Consider the following 16,720-nt stretch of genomic DNA (forward strand, 5'->3'; position numbering starts at 1 on the left):
CGAGGCGGCCATCCCGGGCTGAAAACGCACTCAGTTCGAGCTTTGTTCGTGTTCGCCGCGAGTGTCGACATCCGTGTTCGTCTGGGCGCCATCGACACCGTTTGCGGGGTCGTAGCCTGCCGGACCAGACGGCAACGTTTCGGGGTCGTTCACGCTCAACCCCGTGGTGACGAGGAGACGCAGCCCGCGACGAACCGGCATGTCGAGTTCGCGGATTTCGTCCGGCGAGAGCATGACGAGTGCGCCGGCAGTCGGATTGGGACTGTTGGGGACGAACACCGTGTACAGGTCGTCGTCGGTCGCTTTCGACACCGATTCGGGCGCCTCGTTGGTGACGAACCCGATAGAAAACAGTCCCTCACGAGGGAACTCGACGAGAACGACACGGTCGTACCCAGCAGTGGGTTCTGTGAGCGACTCGGAAACTTGCCGGACGCCGAAGTAGATGGTTCGGACGAGCGGGAGGAGTTCGACGCCGCGCTCGAAACTTCCGAAGAGGCGCTGACCGAGACTCATCGATGCGAGATAGCCGACGAGTGCGATGGTCACCGCGATGATGAGCGCCGCCAGGAGTTGTGAGATGAGCACGATATCGCCCGAGTAGTTGAGCGCGTCCGCGAGGAAGGGGGTTATCTCTCGAACTAACGGGCGGAGCGCTGCCGTGATGCGGTTGAAGAGAAACTGGAGGACGAACACGGTCACGGCGAGCGGTGCGACGAGAATGAGACCCGTGACGAAACTACTTCGAAGCCGAGCGAGCACGTCCATACGGCTTTTGAGTCCGACGGCGACTAAATTGTATGGGCGACGGAAATCATCACGAAATCGTGATGGTGACCACAAACGATAGCCATTAAGGCCCACCTCCCGAAGCCGTCGGTATGTTCACAGGAATCGTGGAGGGGCCGGGCGAAATCGTCGGTGTGACCGACACCGCGAGTGGTTTCTCCGCAGGAGAGATTACGTCGGATGACTCATCCGACGGTGGTCGCCGCCTTCGAATCAGAACCGACCTCGAGTTCGACGACCTCCACCACGGCCAATCTATCGCCGTCTCTGGCGTCTGTCTGACGGTCGAGGAGTTCGGCGACGACTGGTTCGAAGTCTTCCTCGCCGCAGAGACGGTCGAGAAGACCTACCTCGGCGAGGTCGGTGAAGGCGACCGAGTCAACCTCGAACGCGCGCTCGCGGCGAGTGACCGCTTCGACGGACACATCGTACAGGGTCACGTCGACGGGACGACCACGGTCAGCAACGTCGAACAAGTCGGTGACGACTGGTTCTTCGAGTTCGACCTGCCCGAGTCGCTCGCGAAGTACGTCGTCCAGAAAGGCTCTGTCTGTCTCGACGGCATCAGTCTCACCGTGGCCGACCGCCGTGACGACTCGTTCGCCGTGGCAATCATCCCGACGACCTACGACCTGACAACGCTCTCGGAGAAAGACCCCGGCGACCCGATTCACGTCGAGGTCGACGTGGTTGCAAAGTACGTCGAGTCGATGCTCGACGGCTACGTCGACGGGTTGCGCGCGGAGTAGAAAACGACTCGTTCTGCGCCCCGACGCGCCTCAGTCTTCGAACTCAGTCACTTCCGACGTGAACGACGACGCGGGCTGGCTTGGTTCGTATGCCGCGTGGTACGCCTGACTGTAGCGACGAATCTTCCGGATGAGGTAGAGGCCGAAGATACCGTCGTAGATGAGTACGTACACGAGGAACGACGGGAGGGAACCCAGTCCCGTCAGCGACGCGATGGCGAACGACCCGATGCCGACCGTCGAGTTGTACGTTGCGTGGACGACCGACGCGAGGATGAGGCCCTTGACGACGATTGGGCCGGCGTTTTCTTTGTTGAACTTCGCGAGGCCAAGGTAGTAGCCTGCGATAGCAGAGTAGATGACGTGACCCGGGCCGGCGAGTGCGCGAACCGCCGTGATGGTGCTGCCAGCACCGATGATCGCGGCGCCATCGGCGACACCGACGTCGAGTCCCGACATCATGATGTTGCGAGTGATGTAGAGGGCGTTCTCGATGGTGGCGAAGCCGAGACCAGCCATCGCGCCGTAGACTGCGCCGTCGACGACGGAGTTGAAACTACTGTTGGAGTACGCGTACAGACGAACCGCGAGCAACTTCACCGTCTCTTCGACGGGGCCGACGACGAGGAAGAAGAAGATAATCGACCCGAAGAACCCGATGCTGAGCGATAGTTCGGTCGCAATCGTCTGCCCGACGTTGCCCAAGAGCGAGTTGAGAACGGCCGCAAACGTGGCCGTCAGAACGCCGAGGAGGAACGTGACCACGAGAACCGAGAGTGGTTCGTTATCGGTCACGTCGGTGTAGTAGACGTACCCTGCGAGGCCGAGTGCCGGCAACGCCGACAGCAACGTGAGTGCGCCAATCTGTGGGTCGGTAATCGCTGTGAGTCCACCGATACCGACGAGAATGAGGAGCGCGGTGAGGATGACGATTGCGCGGGTAGACGCGACCAACAGTCGGTAGAGTGCGACGGCTAATCCGTCGACGGACGTCCGTTCCTCCCACGTCGCGATGTCGTAGAGGTCCGCCTTTCCATCGGACCCACGTTCGACCGGGTCTCGGCTCTGGTCCATCACCTGACGAATAGAGGGCGTGGGGCGTAATTCCTTCGGCGAGGGCTGTTGCTGTGCCCGACCGAGTGAAGTTAAACCCTCCACGCCGAAGGGCCGATATGCATTTCGACCCACGCGAACAGGCGGCGCTCCGCGAGGTCGGTCTCGACACTGACGACCTCCGTGAAGCGTCCGAGCACGTCAGCGCGGCCGTCGACGCAGACGCCGACCGTCTCGCAGCGTTCTTCGGCGACGGCGGAACGTTCTATTCGGATATGGAGATGGCACACAGTGCCAGCGACGTACAGGAACACACGGTCGACCACATCGACCTCTACACGCACGGGGCGTCACTCCGTGGCTACCTCAAGTTCGACTCGTGGGGCGTTCCCATCGAGGGTGGACGCATCCTCTCTGAGGAGACGGTCGAACTCTCGCTCGGCCCGACCGTCGACGCGCGCGTGAAGTTCGCCCGCGACCCCGACGACCTATGAACGTCCGCGTTCGCGGCATCTACACCACGGCACTGACGCGGTTGTTCCTCGAATCCGGACACGACGTGGTGCAGGCGTCCGGCCCGATTCGAGACCGGTTCGACGCCGAGTTCGAGTCTGCCGACCACGACGTCGCCATCGAGACGACGCGCGACCGACAGGGTGTCGGCGTGGCCGGAACGCCCAGCGCAGTCGAAGCGGCCACCGAACACCTGGTCGACCTCGGTCTGGACACGTTCGACTGGGACGACCCCGCCCCGACGGGCGCGGTGTTCGACGCTCGCGTGACCGAGACACTCGGCGGCGGTGCAATCTGCGACCTCGGTGAGACTGACGGCTACCTCTCGTACGGCGACATCGACGGTCGAGTCGAAGTCGGCGACGAGGTCAGAGTCCAAGTCTCCGAGTCGTCTCCACCGTGGGCGGACCGACGCCCCGACCTGACGGGGGAGATTCGCGCCATCGCCGGCCTCGCCACACTCGAACCGGGTGCAGAGGGCGTCCGTGTGGACACCAGAGACGAGGCGGCCGCTCGCGAACTCGCCGGGATGACCGACCTCCTCGGCGGCGACCCACCAGACGGGTGGGGCATTCGCTGGCACCGAGACGCCGTCGACGCCGACATGAGCGCACTGAACGACGCTCTCGACCGAGCGGCGGATATCGCCGCCGAACTCGACGGGGTCCTCGACGAACCGGTCGACGCACCGCGGGCAGTCGCATCACCGACGGCGACGACGTGGGTCTGGTTCGGGCGCGAGACACGCTTCGAACTCGACGAACACCGTCGTGCTGTCGAGACGACGATGCCCGGCCACCACCGGACGAAAGCAGCATCACCGAAAGCATCCGCGGGTGTGGACCTCGCAGAAGCGCTCTGTTCGTCGGCCGAAGACGGCGAGTTCCCCTTCGACGTGGTGACCGCACAGTTCGGCCCGCTCGAAGGCGACGACGTGGGTATCGGCCACGGGAAACCCGACGGCCGACTCATCGAACTCGGGTCGGGTGAAGTCTCAGAACGAGACCCGGATGGGACCATCGAGGTTCGCCGACAGATGAGCGGCGGCGGCACCTACGACGCCCTCGGCGTCGAACGCGATTCGGGCGACGTCGCAGTCACAAAATTCCGCGAAGGCCGCTGGTGGTACCCGACGGTCTACCGCGATTCCGAAGGACAGGTCAAAGGCACCTACGTCAACATCTGCACGCCGGTCGAGTGTTTCCCGGACCAGATTCGCTACGTGGACTTGCACGTCGACGTGGTGAAACACGCAGACGGGACGGTCGAACGCGTCGACGACGACGAGTTAGACGAGGCGGTCGACGCGGGGAACATCTCTGAAGAACTCGCCGAGAAAGCGCGGTCGGTTGCGTCGAGTCTGGAGTCGGCGCTGTCGAATTAAATCAGAGTCACTGCCGCGGTACGAGGTCACTGACCGAACCGAGCGAAGCGAGGTTCGGAACTTTTTGGTCCAGCTTTTTCGAGGATGGTTCCCGCAGGACAGCGAAGCTGTCCGAGGAAACCGGACGACGAAAAAGGTGGTTTTAGAAGTGCCCCGGACCTTCGTCGCCGAACTGCAACTCGCCGCCGCGACCGCCTTCGACGGTGCTGCTCCCGTGGTCGCCGGAACTGGGGACTTTCACCTGCACGTCTTCGATTTCGTCGAACGTCATGATGAGGTCCGACTGGATGTTCTGGGCGGTGATGTTGCTGATGCCGCACCCTGCGCAGGCCCCACCGAGTTCGACGACGACTTCCCCCGATTCGGCATCGGCCTTGCGCACGACGCTGTTGCCACCGTGCATCTGGATGATGGGCATCTGCCCGACCATCCACGTCTCGACGCGCTCTTTGAGGCTCTCCGACTCGTCGCTCATACTCCGACGGTTCGGGACCCACGGATTAGAATGAAACGGTTCTCCCCACGCATCGACGGGCGAGAGAAAGGCTGTTTCGGTCGTTCGTGACAGATTCATCGCGCCACCACGTGGTGGCGGGTCACTCCCGCTGAGCGCGACGACGGTACCACCAACCGGCGGCACCGAGGGCGGCGGCACCGGTGCCGATTCCGAATCCCGGAACGTCGCTCCGGGAGACGCCGTCTGTCGATGGTGTCTCGGCCGTCCGCGCAGTCGAATCGGTCTGCGTCGGCGTGTTGACGAGCGATTCAGTCGTCGTCTCGGGACCGAGTGTCGGCGGGTTCAGTTGGTCGCCGCTGTGGTCCGGGAAGGTGTAGAGCGCACCAGAAACGTCGTCGAAGCCCCAACTCGACGCGACGAAGACGCCCTCGTCGGCGAATGGGTAGGCGTACTGCGCGCTCCAGAAGTTGGTCCGTCCGGGGTCGCGCCACCACGCGAGTTCGACCGGGTCAGCCGGGTCCGAGATGTCGTGTCGTTTGACGCCACCGCGGTACCACGACGTGTAGAGGCGGCCGTCGTGGAAGTCGAAGTTGTGCGCGGTGGTCCAGACGCCGCCGACCGTCGGGTCGGGACTGGCTGGTGGGTCGATGGTCGAGAGGTGTGTCGGATTCGAGAGGTCTGAGATGTCCCACAGTTCGACGCCGCTCGGTCCGCCGACGAGTTCTGTCGTCTCGTCGTCGCGCTCGACTTCGACTGCCCACGACTCGATACCGATACCGAGGAGGTCACCAGAGTCATCCGTCGCGGCGGAGTGGTGGTTCCCCGGCGCTGTCCGTCCTGTAGTGCGACGTTCTCCCCCCGAGAGCGCGGCGAGTTCGTCGGGGTCACCGGGTCCGATAGAGGCGAGTACCGACGGGGCTTGCGGGTCGGTGAAGTCGACAATCCACGTCCCGCCATCCCACATCGAGATGTAGGCGACACCGTCTCGAACGAACACGTCGTGGACGGCCCGAAGCGACGAGTGGACCTCCGCCCACTGCTCGTCCACCGAGACGAGCGACCAGCGGCCGAGTTCTGTCCCTGTCTCGGTGTCGAGGACGACGAGCGGGTTTTGGTCGCCGTCGTTGGCGGTCAGATACGCGCGTCCGTCGGCGGCGAAGCAGTTGTGGATGGGGTACTCGGTTTCGTGAAAGGTGACTTCTGTCGGTGACGCGGGGTCGGAGACGTCGACGACGAGGACACCGGCGGGGGTACCTGGAAGTGGGTTCGCCGGGCCGACGACGAGGAGCGTCTCGCCGTCCAGTTTTGCGTCGTAGACGTTCCGAAACGGACCGTCTTCGTGGTCAGACAGGAGGTTGCGCCGTTCTGCGAGGACGCGCGGCCGGTCGGGTGACGAAACGTCGACGGTGGCGTATCCACTCGTCGCGGCGACGAACGCCGTCTGTCCGTCGGGAGAGACGACAACCTCCTTCGCACCCTCGATATCGACCCGACCGAGTGGTTCGAAGGGACCGGGATGGGCAGCAGCGACACGAGTCGTGCCAGCGACACCTGCGAGAACGGTGCCACCGGTCACACGGAGGAACTGGCGACGGTCCACGGTTCTAGTCAGGGTGGAGAGGACAAAAGTCGGACGGCGCTTCGCGTCCTCGGGTCGGTGATATCGCGTGAGAATCGAAGTGACGCCGACGTGGGGAATTCGGGTGGGTGGGGTGGGTGGGAGATTCCCCATCGGCGTCGACGGACGAAAGTCCGTCTACCCGCCGAAGAGACTTCGGCGAGGTCGATCGGTCGGTAGTGTGGTGGGGGGGTACCGACCAGTTCCCGTTCGTCGCTTCCGGTGGAACGCCCGTGCACCGACTGAGTCGACGCGAACGGGAGGCGTCGACCGACGTGCCCACGAGGTGGGCACCGCCGGGTGCACGTCATCGGATTTTCTGAGGACCACTATAAGAGTACGCAACCGAATATCATGCGAGATAACCAAGTAGTCACGACAGTCAGTTCGCAGTGCAGTCTTTCGAAGTAAAATCAGGATTCGAGTATCTGATTTGCGAATCGTCGTCAGTATCGACGGTGCAGTGACCGTCGAATCGTCTACGGACAGAAAGCCGAGACTGGTCGCCGGTTCCAGAAACGCCGAAACTGGTGAATCCTCGCGACCTTACAGTCGCGACCGGTCACCAGTTCCGGCGGTCATCGCACTCGCGAGCGCACCCTCGACGACGACTTCGTCGCCGAGCGTGGTGAGTTGAATCTCGGGAATGTTCGACATCACCATGTCACTCATCTGCTCGCGGATTGGTTCTAAAATCAGTTCGGGGTTGTTGAGAGCGACGGCGCCGCCGACGTAGATGATGAGCGGCGCGTACGCGTGGACGATGTTGGCGACACCCATCGCGTTCCAGTGGCCCAGTTGGGCGATGACGTGGTCGGCGAACTCGTCGTCGCCGGCGTGTTCGAACACGTCGACCGCCGAGAAGTCAGCGTCGTCGATGGGGAGTGCAGTCTCGACGGGGTCTTCTTCGTGGAGTTCACGGGCGTACTTCGGGATGTTGTTCCCCGAGCAGTAGCCTTCCCAATGACCGTCGTGGCCACACCCACACGTCATGAATCCGTTCGGGTCGAGCGTCATGTGACCGACTTCACCGGCGTTACCGTCCCATCCGGAGATGACGTGCCCATCGACACAGACGCCCGCACCGACACCCGACGAGATGGTGAGATAGACCATGTCGTCGGGGTTCCGGTCGGAGTGGAACCGCTCGCCGATGACACCGGCGTTCGTGTCGTTGTGGAGGTACACGTTGTCCGTGTCCAAGAGGACCGAAATCGGACCAGTCAGTGGAATGCGGTCGATGGTGTCCGGAAGGTTCGCCGGATTCTCGACTGCACCCTCGGCTAGGTCCAACGGTCCAATCGCGCCGATACCTGCCGCAGTTGCGTCGCTCGGTTCGATACCCGCCTCCTCACATGCCCGCCTGACGACGCCGAGAACCGCCTCGGTGACCGCGATACCGGTCGGCCCGCGGGGTGTACCATCCCGGGCCTGTCCGAGGATTTCTCCCTCGTCGTCGGCGACGACCGAGCGGACGTTCGTCGCCCCAAGGTCGACACCCACGTAGTACGCCATTGTCACCATAGGGATTCGCACGCCACTTAACTAAGCGGGATTTGGTGCTGATTTACTCGCTCGGCGGTAGCGATTCCCACGCTCACTGGGGCGAGTTCGTCGTCGGGAGTTTGGGGATGAGCCACGACAGGAACGAGTCCATACTCCGAGACTGTAGCCAGACGGTTCCCGGTCCCGTGAACGTGCAGACGAGTCCTTCACCACTGAACAGCGTCGATTTGAGTCCGCCCACGCGCTCGACGGTGAAGTCGGTCGTCCCGTCGAAGGCGACGATGTGGCCAGTGTCGACCGTGTAGCGCTCGCCTTCGGTGAGTTCGACTTCGTGGATAGCCCCGTAACTCGACAGGAAACTGTCGCCGGTCCCCTCCAGTTTCAAGAGAAAGAGCCCTTCACTGCCGAAGAACGTCTTGGCGCCGCCGAAGGAAGTGTCGAGGTCGAGGTCGACGGCGGATGCGAGGTACGACCCGGATTGGACGTACATCGTCTCGTCGTCGAGAGAGTGGTGGACGATGTCGCCCGGGAGGGGTGGTGCAAACGAAACCTCACCCGCTTCTCTCGCGTTGAACGTGTTCTGGAAGAACGACTCGCCACCGAGGACGCTCCGTTTGAGCGACCCGAAGATGCCACCCCGTGCGGTCGTCTCGATGTCGATACCGTCGGCGTAACTCACCATGGCGCCAGCCTCAGAACGTATCGACTCACCTTGGTCGAGAGAGACGGTGAGGAGGGCAAACGACGGGCGATATTCGATGGTGTGGTCCATACCGGCTAGAACAACTCACGGCAGTATGAACATATTCCACAGAGAACAGTTCGCACACGCTCGTTACTTCGTGTCGGCACGAACGAACGTCACAGGGCACGGCGATTCGAGCATGACTTCTTGGGCGAGACTCCCGAAGACGGCCTTCCCGGCCGGCGAGCGCTTGCGCCCACCGACGATGAGACGGTCGGCATCGACCTCGTTCGTGAGTTCGACGAGTTTCTTTCCGTGGTCGCCGACGGGGCCGCGGACCTCGTACGTGAGGCCTGCCGCGTCGAACTTCTGGGCGAGTTCGCGGACCGACGCGTGTCGGCGCGCGACGTCGTCGCCTGATACCTCTTCGGCCTCGATGTCGAAGTCGAGGTTGTCGAGCGCGTCGGTGTACTCGTCTTTGGTGAAGACGTGACCGATGACGACGGTCGCACCAGTCGGTCCGGCGACGTCGATCGTCTCTTCGGCGAGTCGGTCGAGTCGGTCGGCGTCACCCGCGCCAACGGCGAGTAAGATGGTTTCGATGGCCATAGCAGGCCGTTCGGCCCGACGACACTTAACGATGGTGGAAGATTTACTCAATTTCGAAAAAATATTTCTGCAGTATCGAACGCTGTCGCTCGTGTGTCGTGACACGCGTTGCCACATTCGCTCCGCCGAAATCGCGGGTGTCCAGGGAAGCATGCACGACGAAACGGCCGAGCGCCCCGCTCTGCGTGTGGTGGGTACACGAGAAAAAGCCGAACTGCGATGCTGACGCTCTAGTAGTCGGGTGCGTCGTCTTCGACTGCGCGCTTCATCGAGTCACGGCGCGACTTCGCGTCGCGGCCCGTCGCTTCGAGCAGGAAGTCGTTTTTCGCGCTGACGGCCTCACCGGCCGCTTCGAGGTCTTCAGGTGCGAGGTCCGTCGGGTCGGCCTCTTCGAAGTTGACCGCGAGACGGTCCTTCTTCCCGCTGTACTTGACAGCGCCGACGACGACGCGCTTGAACACCGGGTTCTTCGGTTCGCCGACCACGAAGAGGTCGCTCCCCTTGAAGTCCTCGGTGCCCGTGATGGGTCCGAAGTACTCTTCGACGGTCGCTTCCATGTCTGGTATTCGCTCTTCGAGCGTCTCCCCACGACGCATCTTGTACTCCTTCATGCGGGCACTTTCGATAGGGGATGGTTTACCTGTTTCGCGACTCTACCACGCCTGTGATGGCGTGACGCGGTTAGGCTTCGCGCTCTGCGATGTATCCCTTTTTACACTCGGGGCAGATGTCGCCCGCCCGCATCGACGAGGAGGACGCACCGCGCGAGTGCCCGCAGTTCGGGCAGTAGTACTCGATGGCTTCGTCGGGCGCCTCGCTTCCGAGGTTCGCCTCGTCGGCACGAACGAAGTCGTCTGCGTCGTCCGCTTCGATATATTCGCCATTCGCCGCCGCGTTCACAGACCCGTTCGACTCGGGCGTCAGTCCGCCACCGAACGAGACGGAGGCCGGTTCACCGTCGTCAGGCTTGGCATCCCATCCGTGGTCTTCGCCGGGGGCCTCGGGCCATGCACCGTGTTCGCGCGCTGGCTTGGATTCGCTCTCAGTGCCGGCCGCCGCGTCGGCGTCGATGAACTCCGCGTCGTCGGCGTCGCCGGTCGGGGCGGGTGCCGGGTCTTCCGTGTCGACGTCGGAGACGTCGTCGGGCCACTGCGTCCGGTCACGCGGGGCGTCGTCGTCCGCATCGTCTTCGAGGATGATGCCGTCGTCGGTGACGGCGGGTTCGGGTTCGAGTTCCTCGTCGGCGTCGTCAGTGGCCGGGTGGTCGGGCGCCGGTTGTGCATCCGAGGCGGCCTCGGTCTGCGGGTCCGGAGCCGTCTCGATGTCGGGCGCGGCCTCGGCATCTGGTGCTGGTTCCGCCTCGACAACTGACTCGTCAGAGTCGGTCGCACCCGGTTTCGGGTCGGCGGGTTCGAATCCGGCCGCGGCCGTCTCGACTTCGCCTTCCGTCATCCCGACTTCTTCGGGCGTCCGGATGGCCGTCACTTCCTTGTTCTCGCTGATTACCTGCTCGTGCCCGCATCGGCTACACACTTGCAGTTCTCTAATCGACACAACCACCTCGTCACCGCGTTCCTCGCGCTCCCGTTCCGTCTCGGGGTCACTGTACGAGTGCCCGAGAAGACGGCAAGTAAGTCCCATTACGCGAGGATTCCGGGATTCTGCACCAAAAAGCTACCCCCTGACCGTCGGACGTCTGTCAGACGGGCGGTACAGGTAAACGGGAGGCGAACGATGTATCGACTATGAGAGCGAGGCGGGAGTTTCGGAATCGCCGCGACATCGAAGTCGCGGTACTCGACGCGCTCGTCGACCGCCACGACGAAGGGATGACGGTATTCGAACTCCGTGCTGCCGTCGACGCCGACATCGACACCATCGAAGACGCCCTCTCGGTGTTGAAGTCGGAAGACCTCATCGTGGTCGAAGAGGCGCAACGGCGCGTCCTCATCCACCCAGACGAGCGAGTCGTTCCAGATCCGAGTGAAGAGATGAAGCCCGATGCAACGTTGATAGACCGTCTTCGCAAACGCCTCGGACTGTAGCCAGACCACCGAGTGAATCGCGGAAGCGTGACCGCGGAGTGTGAGGGTTTTACCCGCTGAGGCCAAACGGGGAGTTATGACACTCGTCGCCGACATCCACGAGGCCCACGGTGCGACGTTCGAGACGCGCGGTGGAGTCGAGGTTGTGAGCCACTACGGCCGACCGGACCGGACGCACCGCGCCGTCCGCAACGGTGTCGGAGTCATCGAACACGGCTACGGCGTCGTCGCCGTCGAAGGCGAGGACCGAATCGAGTACGTCGACAACGCGGTGACGAACAACGTCCCTGCAGACGACGGACACGGCGTCTACGCCTTCCTCCTCGACCCCGATGGCCGTATCGAGACCGACATGTACATCTACAACGCTGGCGAGCGACTGCTCCTCTTCACGCCGCGCGACCGTGCAGAACCGCTCGTCGAAGAGTGGCGCTCGAAGACGTTCCTCCAGCGCGTCCGCATCCGCGACGCCTCCGAAGAGTTCGCCGTCTTCGGTGTCCACGGGTCGAAGTCGACTGAAAAAGTCGCGAGCATCCTCTCGGGGGCGGGCGCGCCCGAACCCGAACTCACCTTCGTCCGTGGCTCTATCGGCGGCGAGTACGGTGTGACGGTCATCGCGTCGGACAACCCAACTGGTGAGGAAGGCTACGACCTCATCTGCCGGGCCAAAGACGCCGAAGACGTGTTCGAGGCGCTCTTGTTCTACGGGAACCCCGCGATACCCGTCGGCTACCAGACGTGGGACAGCCTCACCGCCGAGGCCGGAACACCACTGTTCGAGACCGAACTGCGCGGGAACATCCCGAACGTCGTCGGCGCACGCAACGCACTCGACTTCGACAAAGGCTGTTTCGTCGGGCAGGAAGTCGTCTCGAAGGTCGAAAACCGCGGACGTCCGTCGCGTCGCCTCGTCGGCTTCCGTGCCGACTCAATCCCCGACGCGGGTGTGGACGCGTTTGGCGACTCCGAGGTCCGCGCGGACGGTGACGCCGTCGGAACGGTAACGCGCGCTGTCGAGAGTCCCCTCGTCGAGTCACCCATCGGGTTCGCACTCGTGAACTACGACCTCGGAGCCGACGAGCTCACCGTCGCCGTCGACGGAGAACAGATTTCGGCCACCGTCGAGTCACTCCCGTTCGTGGACGGAACTGCTCGCTCGGCACGGATTCCGTCGTACCCAGAGTAAGGAGTGACGAGCACGGTCGTTGGACCGTACTCCCGGTCAGAACAGTTTCTTCAGGTGTTCGCGCGAGAAGAACGAGCTCGGCTTGTCCATGTGGACACCAATCTCACCGGAAAGCGACCGGAGGCCGACGTGCTGGAGCCACTCGGGGAACGAGTAGCACTTGCGGACGAGATGCCCGAGTCGAATCTCCGTCGAGAGTTCGTCACGCCACGCAGACTCGTACTCCGAGAGGCTCTCGGGGTCGTCGGGGTCGATAGTCTCGGCCGCGATGTCCGCGGCGGTCATTCCGTAGAGGATGCCGCCACCGGTGAACGGCTTCGTCTGCGCGGCGGCGTCACCGACGAGGAACGCGCGTCGCGTCGTCGTGCGCGCCGGTGGACCGATTGGAATCGCCCCAGAGCAGAAGTGCTCGGTCTCCACGTCGTAGGTGTCGGTGAGCGCGTCGAACATCTCGTTGACTTCCGCACCCGGTGGGGCCGCAAGTCCGTACTCGACACCTGCATCGCCGCGCGGGATACGCCAGGCGAAGAACCGCGGGACTGTGAGGTGAACGTCCACGAAGTCACCGTGGTCAGGTTCCGGGTCGAACGCGAGGACGCCGTGGAGCGTCTCTGACGGTTCCGGGAGGTCGAGTGAGCGGCGGACCCGTGAGGTTGGGCCGTCGCACCCGGCGACCATCTTGGCGTCGAACGAGACGGTTCCAGACTCGCCCGCGACACTCACGGTCAGTTCCACTCGGTCGTCGAGTTCCTCGATTGCCGTGACCGTGTGGCCTTCGCGGACGTCCGCGCCGGCCTCGCGCGCGCAGTCGGCGAGCGTTCGGTCGAGTTCGACACGGTCGATGACGTTCGAGACTTCCGTCTGTTTGTAGAACGGATACGCCTTCGAGTTCGGGCCGCCGACGTGGAAGTCTGCGCCGTAGATACGGTTCTGGAAGAGGTGGTCACGTGCCTCGTCGGGGACGTACTCCCAGATGTCGGTACTCACGTGCCCAGAGCACGCGAGCGGCGTTCCGACTGTCCCCTTTTCGAGGGCGAGCACGTCGTATCCCGCTTCGGCCGCACGACGGGCGAACCGCGCGCCGGCAGGACCAACGCCGACGACGGCGAAATCGTACATACTCGGGCGTTGACGCGACGGCCAATGAATCTTCTCGCTTCGGTCGAACGGGCCGGAACCAGACCGGGGTTACCCGACGACGGCGAGTCCTGCTGCGGTTCGCCGCGCTTCACCCCACGGGATATCGAGTTTGGTCCACGAGTCGCCGAAGTCGGCCGTTCGGAAGAGCCCGTGGTCGTTGACTGCGTAGCACTCGCCACCAACCAGGCCGGATGCCAAGACGGCGCGCGTCGCACCCGCTCCCGTCGGCAGGCCGATGTCGTCGAGGCGCTCCCACGGGTCACCGTCGCGTGAGCGGTACAGGTAGCTCTCCGCAGCCCCAACGTTGTGGGCCCGCATCGGACTCCGTGCGGAAGTCAAGAGGACCGACCCGGGGTCTGCCGGGTCGACGACGACGCTCCAGCAGTACCCGTGGCCGAGTCCCTCGGTCGGTGTCGTCCACGACGTACCGCCGTCGTCGCTCTCGGCGTAGCCGTCGCCAGCGGCGTCCCAGACGTGTCCCGGTCGGTCGGGGTGCGTCGCCATCGAGTGGGTGTCTCGTTTGCTCCTGGGGACGCGGTCCTGCCACGTCCCGCCGCCGTCGAGCGAACGAACGAGCGCGCCCGCCTCAATGGCGACGAAGAGTCGGTCCGGGTCCACGGGGTCGACTTCTATCCAGCGAACGTGGTGGGTGTGTGGCCGCGGCGGGAACGCCCACGACGACGCAGAAGGGAGGTCCGTCAGCGACGGGAGTTCGGCCCACGTCTCTCCGCCGTCAGTCGACCGAAACACCGTCGACGGTTCCGTGCCGGCGTAGACCACGTCCGGGTCGGCGGGTGAGATTGCGAGACTCGTCACGGAGTCGATGACCGTCTCAGCCCCACTCTCGTGCCACGTCTCACCGCCGTCTGTCGTCCGGAAGAGACCAGCGTCGAAGGTGCCACAGAAGGCACGCGCTGGGACACGCGGGTCGCCCGCGACACACTCGATTCGGTGGTCGCCGAGGCGACGACGAGTCCGAAGGTCATCCGGTGGGCCAGTGACGGCGAGTACTGCGCCGTCTGCTGCTGCGTAGAGATGCATAGGGAAACTACGGCCTCCACACGCAAAAGGACGACAGCGCGTCGTAGGGCGCGTCGTGACTCCAACGGGGCGAAGAGGCCTACGACAGGTCGCGGCGCTCGAACACCTCGGCGGCGAGCACCACGAGGACACACGCAGTGACGAAGAGGACGGCCACGCCACCCCAGTCGACGTCGCCAGCAACGAGGAGTTCGCCGGGGTCGATGTAGCGCGTGAGCGAGAGCGACCCGAGGAACTCGTAGTCGGTGTCCGTCGTCAGCGAGTCGAGGAGGAACGTTCCGAAGATGACGCCGATGGCGGCGCCTTGGGCCCGGCGGACTCGTTGGAAGAACGCCGATGCGAGCAGGCCGACGGCGACGCAGTCCACGAGGTAGAGCGCGCCAACCGCGTGGACCAAGACGAGCCGAGACACCCGAATCTCCTCGTCGATGAGGCCAGCACCGAGGATAACGGATGCGAAGACGACGATATTGACGAGTGCGATTGCCGGGAGCATCGCGAGGAACTTGCCGATGACGAACCGGGTTCGAGAGATGGGGCGGACGAGGACGAACTCGATCGACTTGCGGTCGACCTCACCGGCGATGAGCGACCCTGCGGCGTAGGCGAAGTAACTCCCGACGATGAGCAACCAGACGAGTTGGTAGAGTTCGATGACGAGGTAGCCTTCGAGCGACGAGATGTCGGTGACGCTCCCGACGAACGCCGTTCTGAACTCTTCGGGATACGACTCCAGCAGTTCGTTGAAATCGACGTCTGCCTCCCCGAACGAGGGGAACACGGCGATGGTGAGACCGACTGTCGCGACGAGTAGCGCGGTGACGATGAGAATCCCGCGCCGGCGCTGGTCGAACTCGAACAACGCGATGTCGAGTTCACGCATCGGCGACCTCTTCGGGCAGGTCTGTCTCTCCAGCCTCCTCGCTCTCGTCCTCGTCGGCGTCGTAGAAGTGCATGAACACGTCTTCGATGGCCGTCTCGCGCACTTCGAGGTCGTCGATACGATAGGCTTCGAGTGCGTCCACGAGGCCGTCGTAGTTCCCCGAGATGACGAGGCGAAGTGAGCCGTCGGGTTCGAGTCTCGCGTCGATGGTCTCGTCGAAGTCGAAGTCGGCGAGGTCGATGGCGTCGGGCGACTGGAGCGTGACGACCTTCCCACTCCGTTCGAGGAGGTCGTCGATGTGTTCGACGGCGACGAGTCGGCCGTTTCTGATGATGCCGACCTGGTCGCACACCTGCCGAACCTCGCTGAGGATGTGGGTCGAAAAGAACACCGAGACACCCCGGTCACGCTCCTCGCGGAGGAAGTCGTAGAACTCCTGTTGGACCAGCGGGTCCAACCCGGACGTGGGTTCGTCCATCACGACGAGGCGCGGTTCGTGCATGAACGCCTGGACGATGGCGAGTTTCTGTCGGTTCCCTCGTGAGTAGCCTCGAACTGGGCGGTCGAGTGGAACCGGAAAGCGTTCGAGGAGTTCGTCGCGTCGTTCGTCACCGGAGAGACTCGCAAGGTAGTCGAGGGTCTTCCGGCCCGTCACGTCGTCGTAGAACTGGGGGTCTCCGGGGATGTGCCCAATCTGGTCACGAACGCCGAGGAAGGCGTCCCGGTCGTCGATTGGGACGCCGAGAATGCTCGCGGTTCCAGCAGTCGGCGTGAGAAATCCCAAGAGAAGTCGGATCGTCGTCGACTTCCCGGCCCCGTTCGGCCCGAGAAAGCCGAACAGCTCGCCCTCGGGAACCGTGAGGTCGAGTTCTTCGATGCCGCGAACGTCCCCGTAAAATTTGGTCAACCCTTCGATGTTGATGGCGGGGACAGTCATGCTACGAGGTAGGCGTGCCGCCAACCTATCCCTTGCGTGCAATTACCAACTGATGAGAGTTGGAGCGGCGGTTAATATTACAGCCGACTAATATGAATTGACCGAGCGAGGTACCGCCCCGCCGG

18 protein-coding genes are annotated in these 16,720 nt (G+C 63.5%); 5 read left to right on the forward strand and 13 right to left on the reverse strand.

Annotated features, from left to right (window positions below):
• Positions 1–30: 30 nt before the first annotated feature.
• Positions 31–768, reverse strand: coding sequence for a DUF502 domain-containing protein (locus GJR98_RS01570; RefSeq protein ID WP_151134793.1), 738 nt, complete (start codon positions 766–768; stop codon positions 31–33).
• Between the two features lie 113 nt (positions 769–881).
• Between GJR98_RS01570 and GJR98_RS01575 the strand changes: the two genes are divergently transcribed.
• Positions 882–1,538 carry a riboflavin synthase gene (locus GJR98_RS01575; RefSeq protein WP_151134795.1) on the forward strand — a complete coding sequence of 219 codons (657 nt, stop codon included), beginning with the start codon at positions 882–884 and terminating at the stop codon, positions 1,536–1,538.
• 30 nt (positions 1,539–1,568) lie between these two features.
• Here the strand turns inward: GJR98_RS01575 and GJR98_RS01580 are convergent, their stop codons facing one another.
• Positions 1,569–2,612, reverse strand: a complete 1,044-nt coding sequence (locus tag GJR98_RS01580; protein WP_151134797.1) for a PrsW family intramembrane metalloprotease — start codon at positions 2,610–2,612, stop codon at positions 1,569–1,571.
• 98 nt (positions 2,613–2,710) lie between these two features.
• Here GJR98_RS01580 and GJR98_RS01585 point away from each other — a divergent pair, with 98 nt between their 5' ends.
• Positions 2,711–3,085 carry a DUF7532 family protein gene (locus tag GJR98_RS01585; protein WP_151134799.1) on the forward strand — a complete coding sequence of 125 codons (375 nt, stop codon included), beginning with the start codon at positions 2,711–2,713 and terminating at the stop codon, positions 3,083–3,085.
• Positions 3,082–4,488: a DUF402 domain-containing protein gene (locus GJR98_RS01590; RefSeq protein WP_151134801.1), complete on the forward strand. Its 1,407-nt coding sequence runs from the start codon at positions 3,082–3,084 to the stop codon at positions 4,486–4,488. The genes GJR98_RS01585 and GJR98_RS01590 overlap by 4 nt, the downstream gene beginning before the upstream one ends.
• A gap of 142 nt (positions 4,489–4,630) precedes the next feature.
• Here the strand turns inward: GJR98_RS01590 and GJR98_RS01595 are convergent, their stop codons facing one another.
• The 7 genes from GJR98_RS01595 to GJR98_RS01625 form a co-directional block, all read right to left on the reverse strand.
• Positions 4,631–4,963 (reverse strand): NifU family protein, encoded by a 333-nt coding sequence (locus GJR98_RS01595; RefSeq protein ID WP_151134803.1) that lies wholly within the window; start codon positions 4,961–4,963, stop codon positions 4,631–4,633.
• A gap of 121 nt (positions 4,964–5,084) precedes the next feature.
• Positions 5,085–6,545: an LVIVD repeat-containing protein gene (locus tag GJR98_RS01600; RefSeq protein WP_151134805.1), complete on the reverse strand. Its 1,461-nt coding sequence runs from the start codon at positions 6,543–6,545 to the stop codon at positions 5,085–5,087.
• Between the two features lie 564 nt (positions 6,546–7,109).
• Positions 7,110–8,078 carry an ROK family protein gene (locus tag GJR98_RS01605; protein WP_151134807.1) on the reverse strand — a complete coding sequence of 323 codons (969 nt, stop codon included), beginning with the start codon at positions 8,076–8,078 and terminating at the stop codon, positions 7,110–7,112.
• An 82-nt stretch (positions 8,079–8,160) separates the two neighbouring features.
• The gene (locus GJR98_RS01610; protein WP_151134809.1) at positions 8,161–8,841 is read right to left on the reverse strand and encodes a TIGR00266 family protein; all 681 of its coding nucleotides are present in this window, start codon (positions 8,839–8,841) and stop codon (positions 8,161–8,163) included.
• A 63-nt stretch (positions 8,842–8,904) separates the two neighbouring features.
• Complete coding sequence (locus tag GJR98_RS01615; protein WP_151134811.1) at positions 8,905–9,363, reverse strand: universal stress protein; 459 nt, start codon at positions 9,361–9,363, stop codon at positions 8,905–8,907.
• A gap of 230 nt (positions 9,364–9,593) precedes the next feature.
• Positions 9,594–9,974 (reverse strand): DUF5611 family protein, encoded by a 381-nt coding sequence (locus GJR98_RS01620; protein WP_151134813.1) that lies wholly within the window; start codon positions 9,972–9,974, stop codon positions 9,594–9,596.
• A gap of 70 nt (positions 9,975–10,044) precedes the next feature.
• Positions 10,045–11,004 carry a DUF7093 family protein gene (locus tag GJR98_RS01625; RefSeq protein ID WP_151134815.1) on the reverse strand — a complete coding sequence of 320 codons (960 nt, stop codon included), beginning with the start codon at positions 11,002–11,004 and terminating at the stop codon, positions 10,045–10,047.
• Positions 11,005–11,108: 104 nt separating this feature from the next.
• Between GJR98_RS01625 and GJR98_RS01630 the strand changes: the two genes are divergently transcribed.
• Together GJR98_RS01630 and ygfZ are read left to right on the forward strand one after the other, a co-directional pair.
• On the forward strand, positions 11,109–11,408 hold the full coding sequence (locus GJR98_RS01630) for a DUF6432 family protein (RefSeq protein ID WP_151134817.1): 300 nt from the start codon (positions 11,109–11,111) through the stop codon (positions 11,406–11,408).
• Positions 11,409–11,484: 76 nt separating this feature from the next.
• Positions 11,485–12,594: a CAF17-like 4Fe-4S cluster assembly/insertion protein YgfZ gene (gene ygfZ / locus GJR98_RS01635; protein ID WP_151134819.1), complete on the forward strand. Its 1,110-nt coding sequence runs from the start codon at positions 11,485–11,487 to the stop codon at positions 12,592–12,594.
• Between the two features lie 36 nt (positions 12,595–12,630).
• Here ygfZ and GJR98_RS01640 read toward each other — a convergent pair whose 3' ends face one another.
• From GJR98_RS01640 to GJR98_RS01655, 4 genes are all read right to left on the reverse strand, one after another.
• The gene (locus tag GJR98_RS01640) at positions 12,631–13,713 is read right to left on the reverse strand and encodes a geranylgeranyl reductase family protein (RefSeq protein ID WP_151134821.1); all 1,083 of its coding nucleotides are present in this window, start codon (positions 13,711–13,713) and stop codon (positions 12,631–12,633) included.
• Between the two features lie 69 nt (positions 13,714–13,782).
• Positions 13,783–14,775: a WD40/YVTN/BNR-like repeat-containing protein gene (locus tag GJR98_RS01645; RefSeq protein WP_151134823.1), complete on the reverse strand. Its 993-nt coding sequence runs from the start codon at positions 14,773–14,775 to the stop codon at positions 13,783–13,785.
• 79 nt (positions 14,776–14,854) lie between these two features.
• On the reverse strand, positions 14,855–15,658 hold the full coding sequence (locus tag GJR98_RS01650; protein ID WP_151134825.1) for an ABC transporter permease subunit: 804 nt from the start codon (positions 15,656–15,658) through the stop codon (positions 14,855–14,857).
• Positions 15,651–16,595, reverse strand: coding sequence for an ABC transporter ATP-binding protein (locus tag GJR98_RS01655; protein WP_151134827.1), 945 nt, complete (start codon positions 16,593–16,595; stop codon positions 15,651–15,653). Before GJR98_RS01655 ends, GJR98_RS01650 begins: the two co-directional genes overlap by 8 nt.
• Positions 16,596–16,720 lie beyond the last annotated feature (125 nt).

This window comes from Haloferax marinisediminis (assembly GCF_009674585.1).
GTDB classification, from domain to species: Archaea; Halobacteriota; Halobacteria; order Halobacteriales; family Haloferacaceae; genus Haloferax; species Haloferax marinisediminis.

What these genes read in the sequence shown, in the direction of transcription:
- GJR98_RS01630 (WP_151134817.1), top strand. Translation starts at nt 11,109, where the DNA reads ATGAGAGCGAGGCGGGAGTTTCGGAATCGCCGCGACATCGAAGTCGCG.
- GJR98_RS01595 (WP_151134803.1), bottom strand. Translation starts at nt 4,963, where the DNA reads ATGAGCGACGAGTCGGAGAGCCTCAAAGAGCGCGTCGAGACGTGGATG.
- GJR98_RS01625 (WP_151134815.1), bottom strand. Translation starts at nt 11,004, where the DNA reads ATGGGACTTACTTGCCGTCTTCTCGGGCACTCGTACAGTGACCCCGAG.
- GJR98_RS01620 (WP_151134813.1), bottom strand. Translation starts at nt 9,974, where the DNA reads ATGAAGGAGTACAAGATGCGTCGTGGGGAGACGCTCGAAGAGCGAATA.
- GJR98_RS01650 (WP_151134825.1), bottom strand. Translation starts at nt 15,658, where the DNA reads ATGCGTGAACTCGACATCGCGTTGTTCGAGTTCGACCAGCGCCGGCGC.
- GJR98_RS01580 (WP_151134797.1), bottom strand. Translation starts at nt 2,612, where the DNA reads ATGGACCAGAGCCGAGACCCGGTCGAACGTGGGTCCGATGGAAAGGCG.
- GJR98_RS01645 (WP_151134823.1), bottom strand. Translation starts at nt 14,775, where the DNA reads ATGCATCTCTACGCAGCAGCAGACGGCGCAGTACTCGCCGTCACTGGC.
- GJR98_RS01590 (WP_151134801.1), top strand. Translation starts at nt 3,082, where the DNA reads ATGAACGTCCGCGTTCGCGGCATCTACACCACGGCACTGACGCGGTTG.
- GJR98_RS01610 (WP_151134809.1), bottom strand. Translation starts at nt 8,841, where the DNA reads ATGGACCACACCATCGAATATCGCCCGTCGTTTGCCCTCCTCACCGTC.
- GJR98_RS01605 (WP_151134807.1), bottom strand. Translation starts at nt 8,078, where the DNA reads ATGGCGTACTACGTGGGTGTCGACCTTGGGGCGACGAACGTCCGCTCG.
- GJR98_RS01570 (WP_151134793.1), bottom strand. Translation starts at nt 768, where the DNA reads ATGGACGTGCTCGCTCGGCTTCGAAGTAGTTTCGTCACGGGTCTCATT.
- GJR98_RS01615 (WP_151134811.1), bottom strand. Translation starts at nt 9,363, where the DNA reads ATGGCCATCGAAACCATCTTACTCGCCGTTGGCGCGGGTGACGCCGAC.
- GJR98_RS01575 (WP_151134795.1), top strand. Translation starts at nt 882, where the DNA reads ATGTTCACAGGAATCGTGGAGGGGCCGGGCGAAATCGTCGGTGTGACC.
- GJR98_RS01655 (WP_151134827.1), bottom strand. Translation starts at nt 16,595, where the DNA reads ATGACTGTCCCCGCCATCAACATCGAAGGGTTGACCAAATTTTACGGG.
- GJR98_RS01585 (WP_151134799.1), top strand. Translation starts at nt 2,711, where the DNA reads ATGCATTTCGACCCACGCGAACAGGCGGCGCTCCGCGAGGTCGGTCTC.
- GJR98_RS01640 (WP_151134821.1), bottom strand. Translation starts at nt 13,713, where the DNA reads ATGTACGATTTCGCCGTCGTCGGCGTTGGTCCTGCCGGCGCGCGGTTC.
- ygfZ (WP_151134819.1), top strand. Translation starts at nt 11,485, where the DNA reads ATGACACTCGTCGCCGACATCCACGAGGCCCACGGTGCGACGTTCGAG.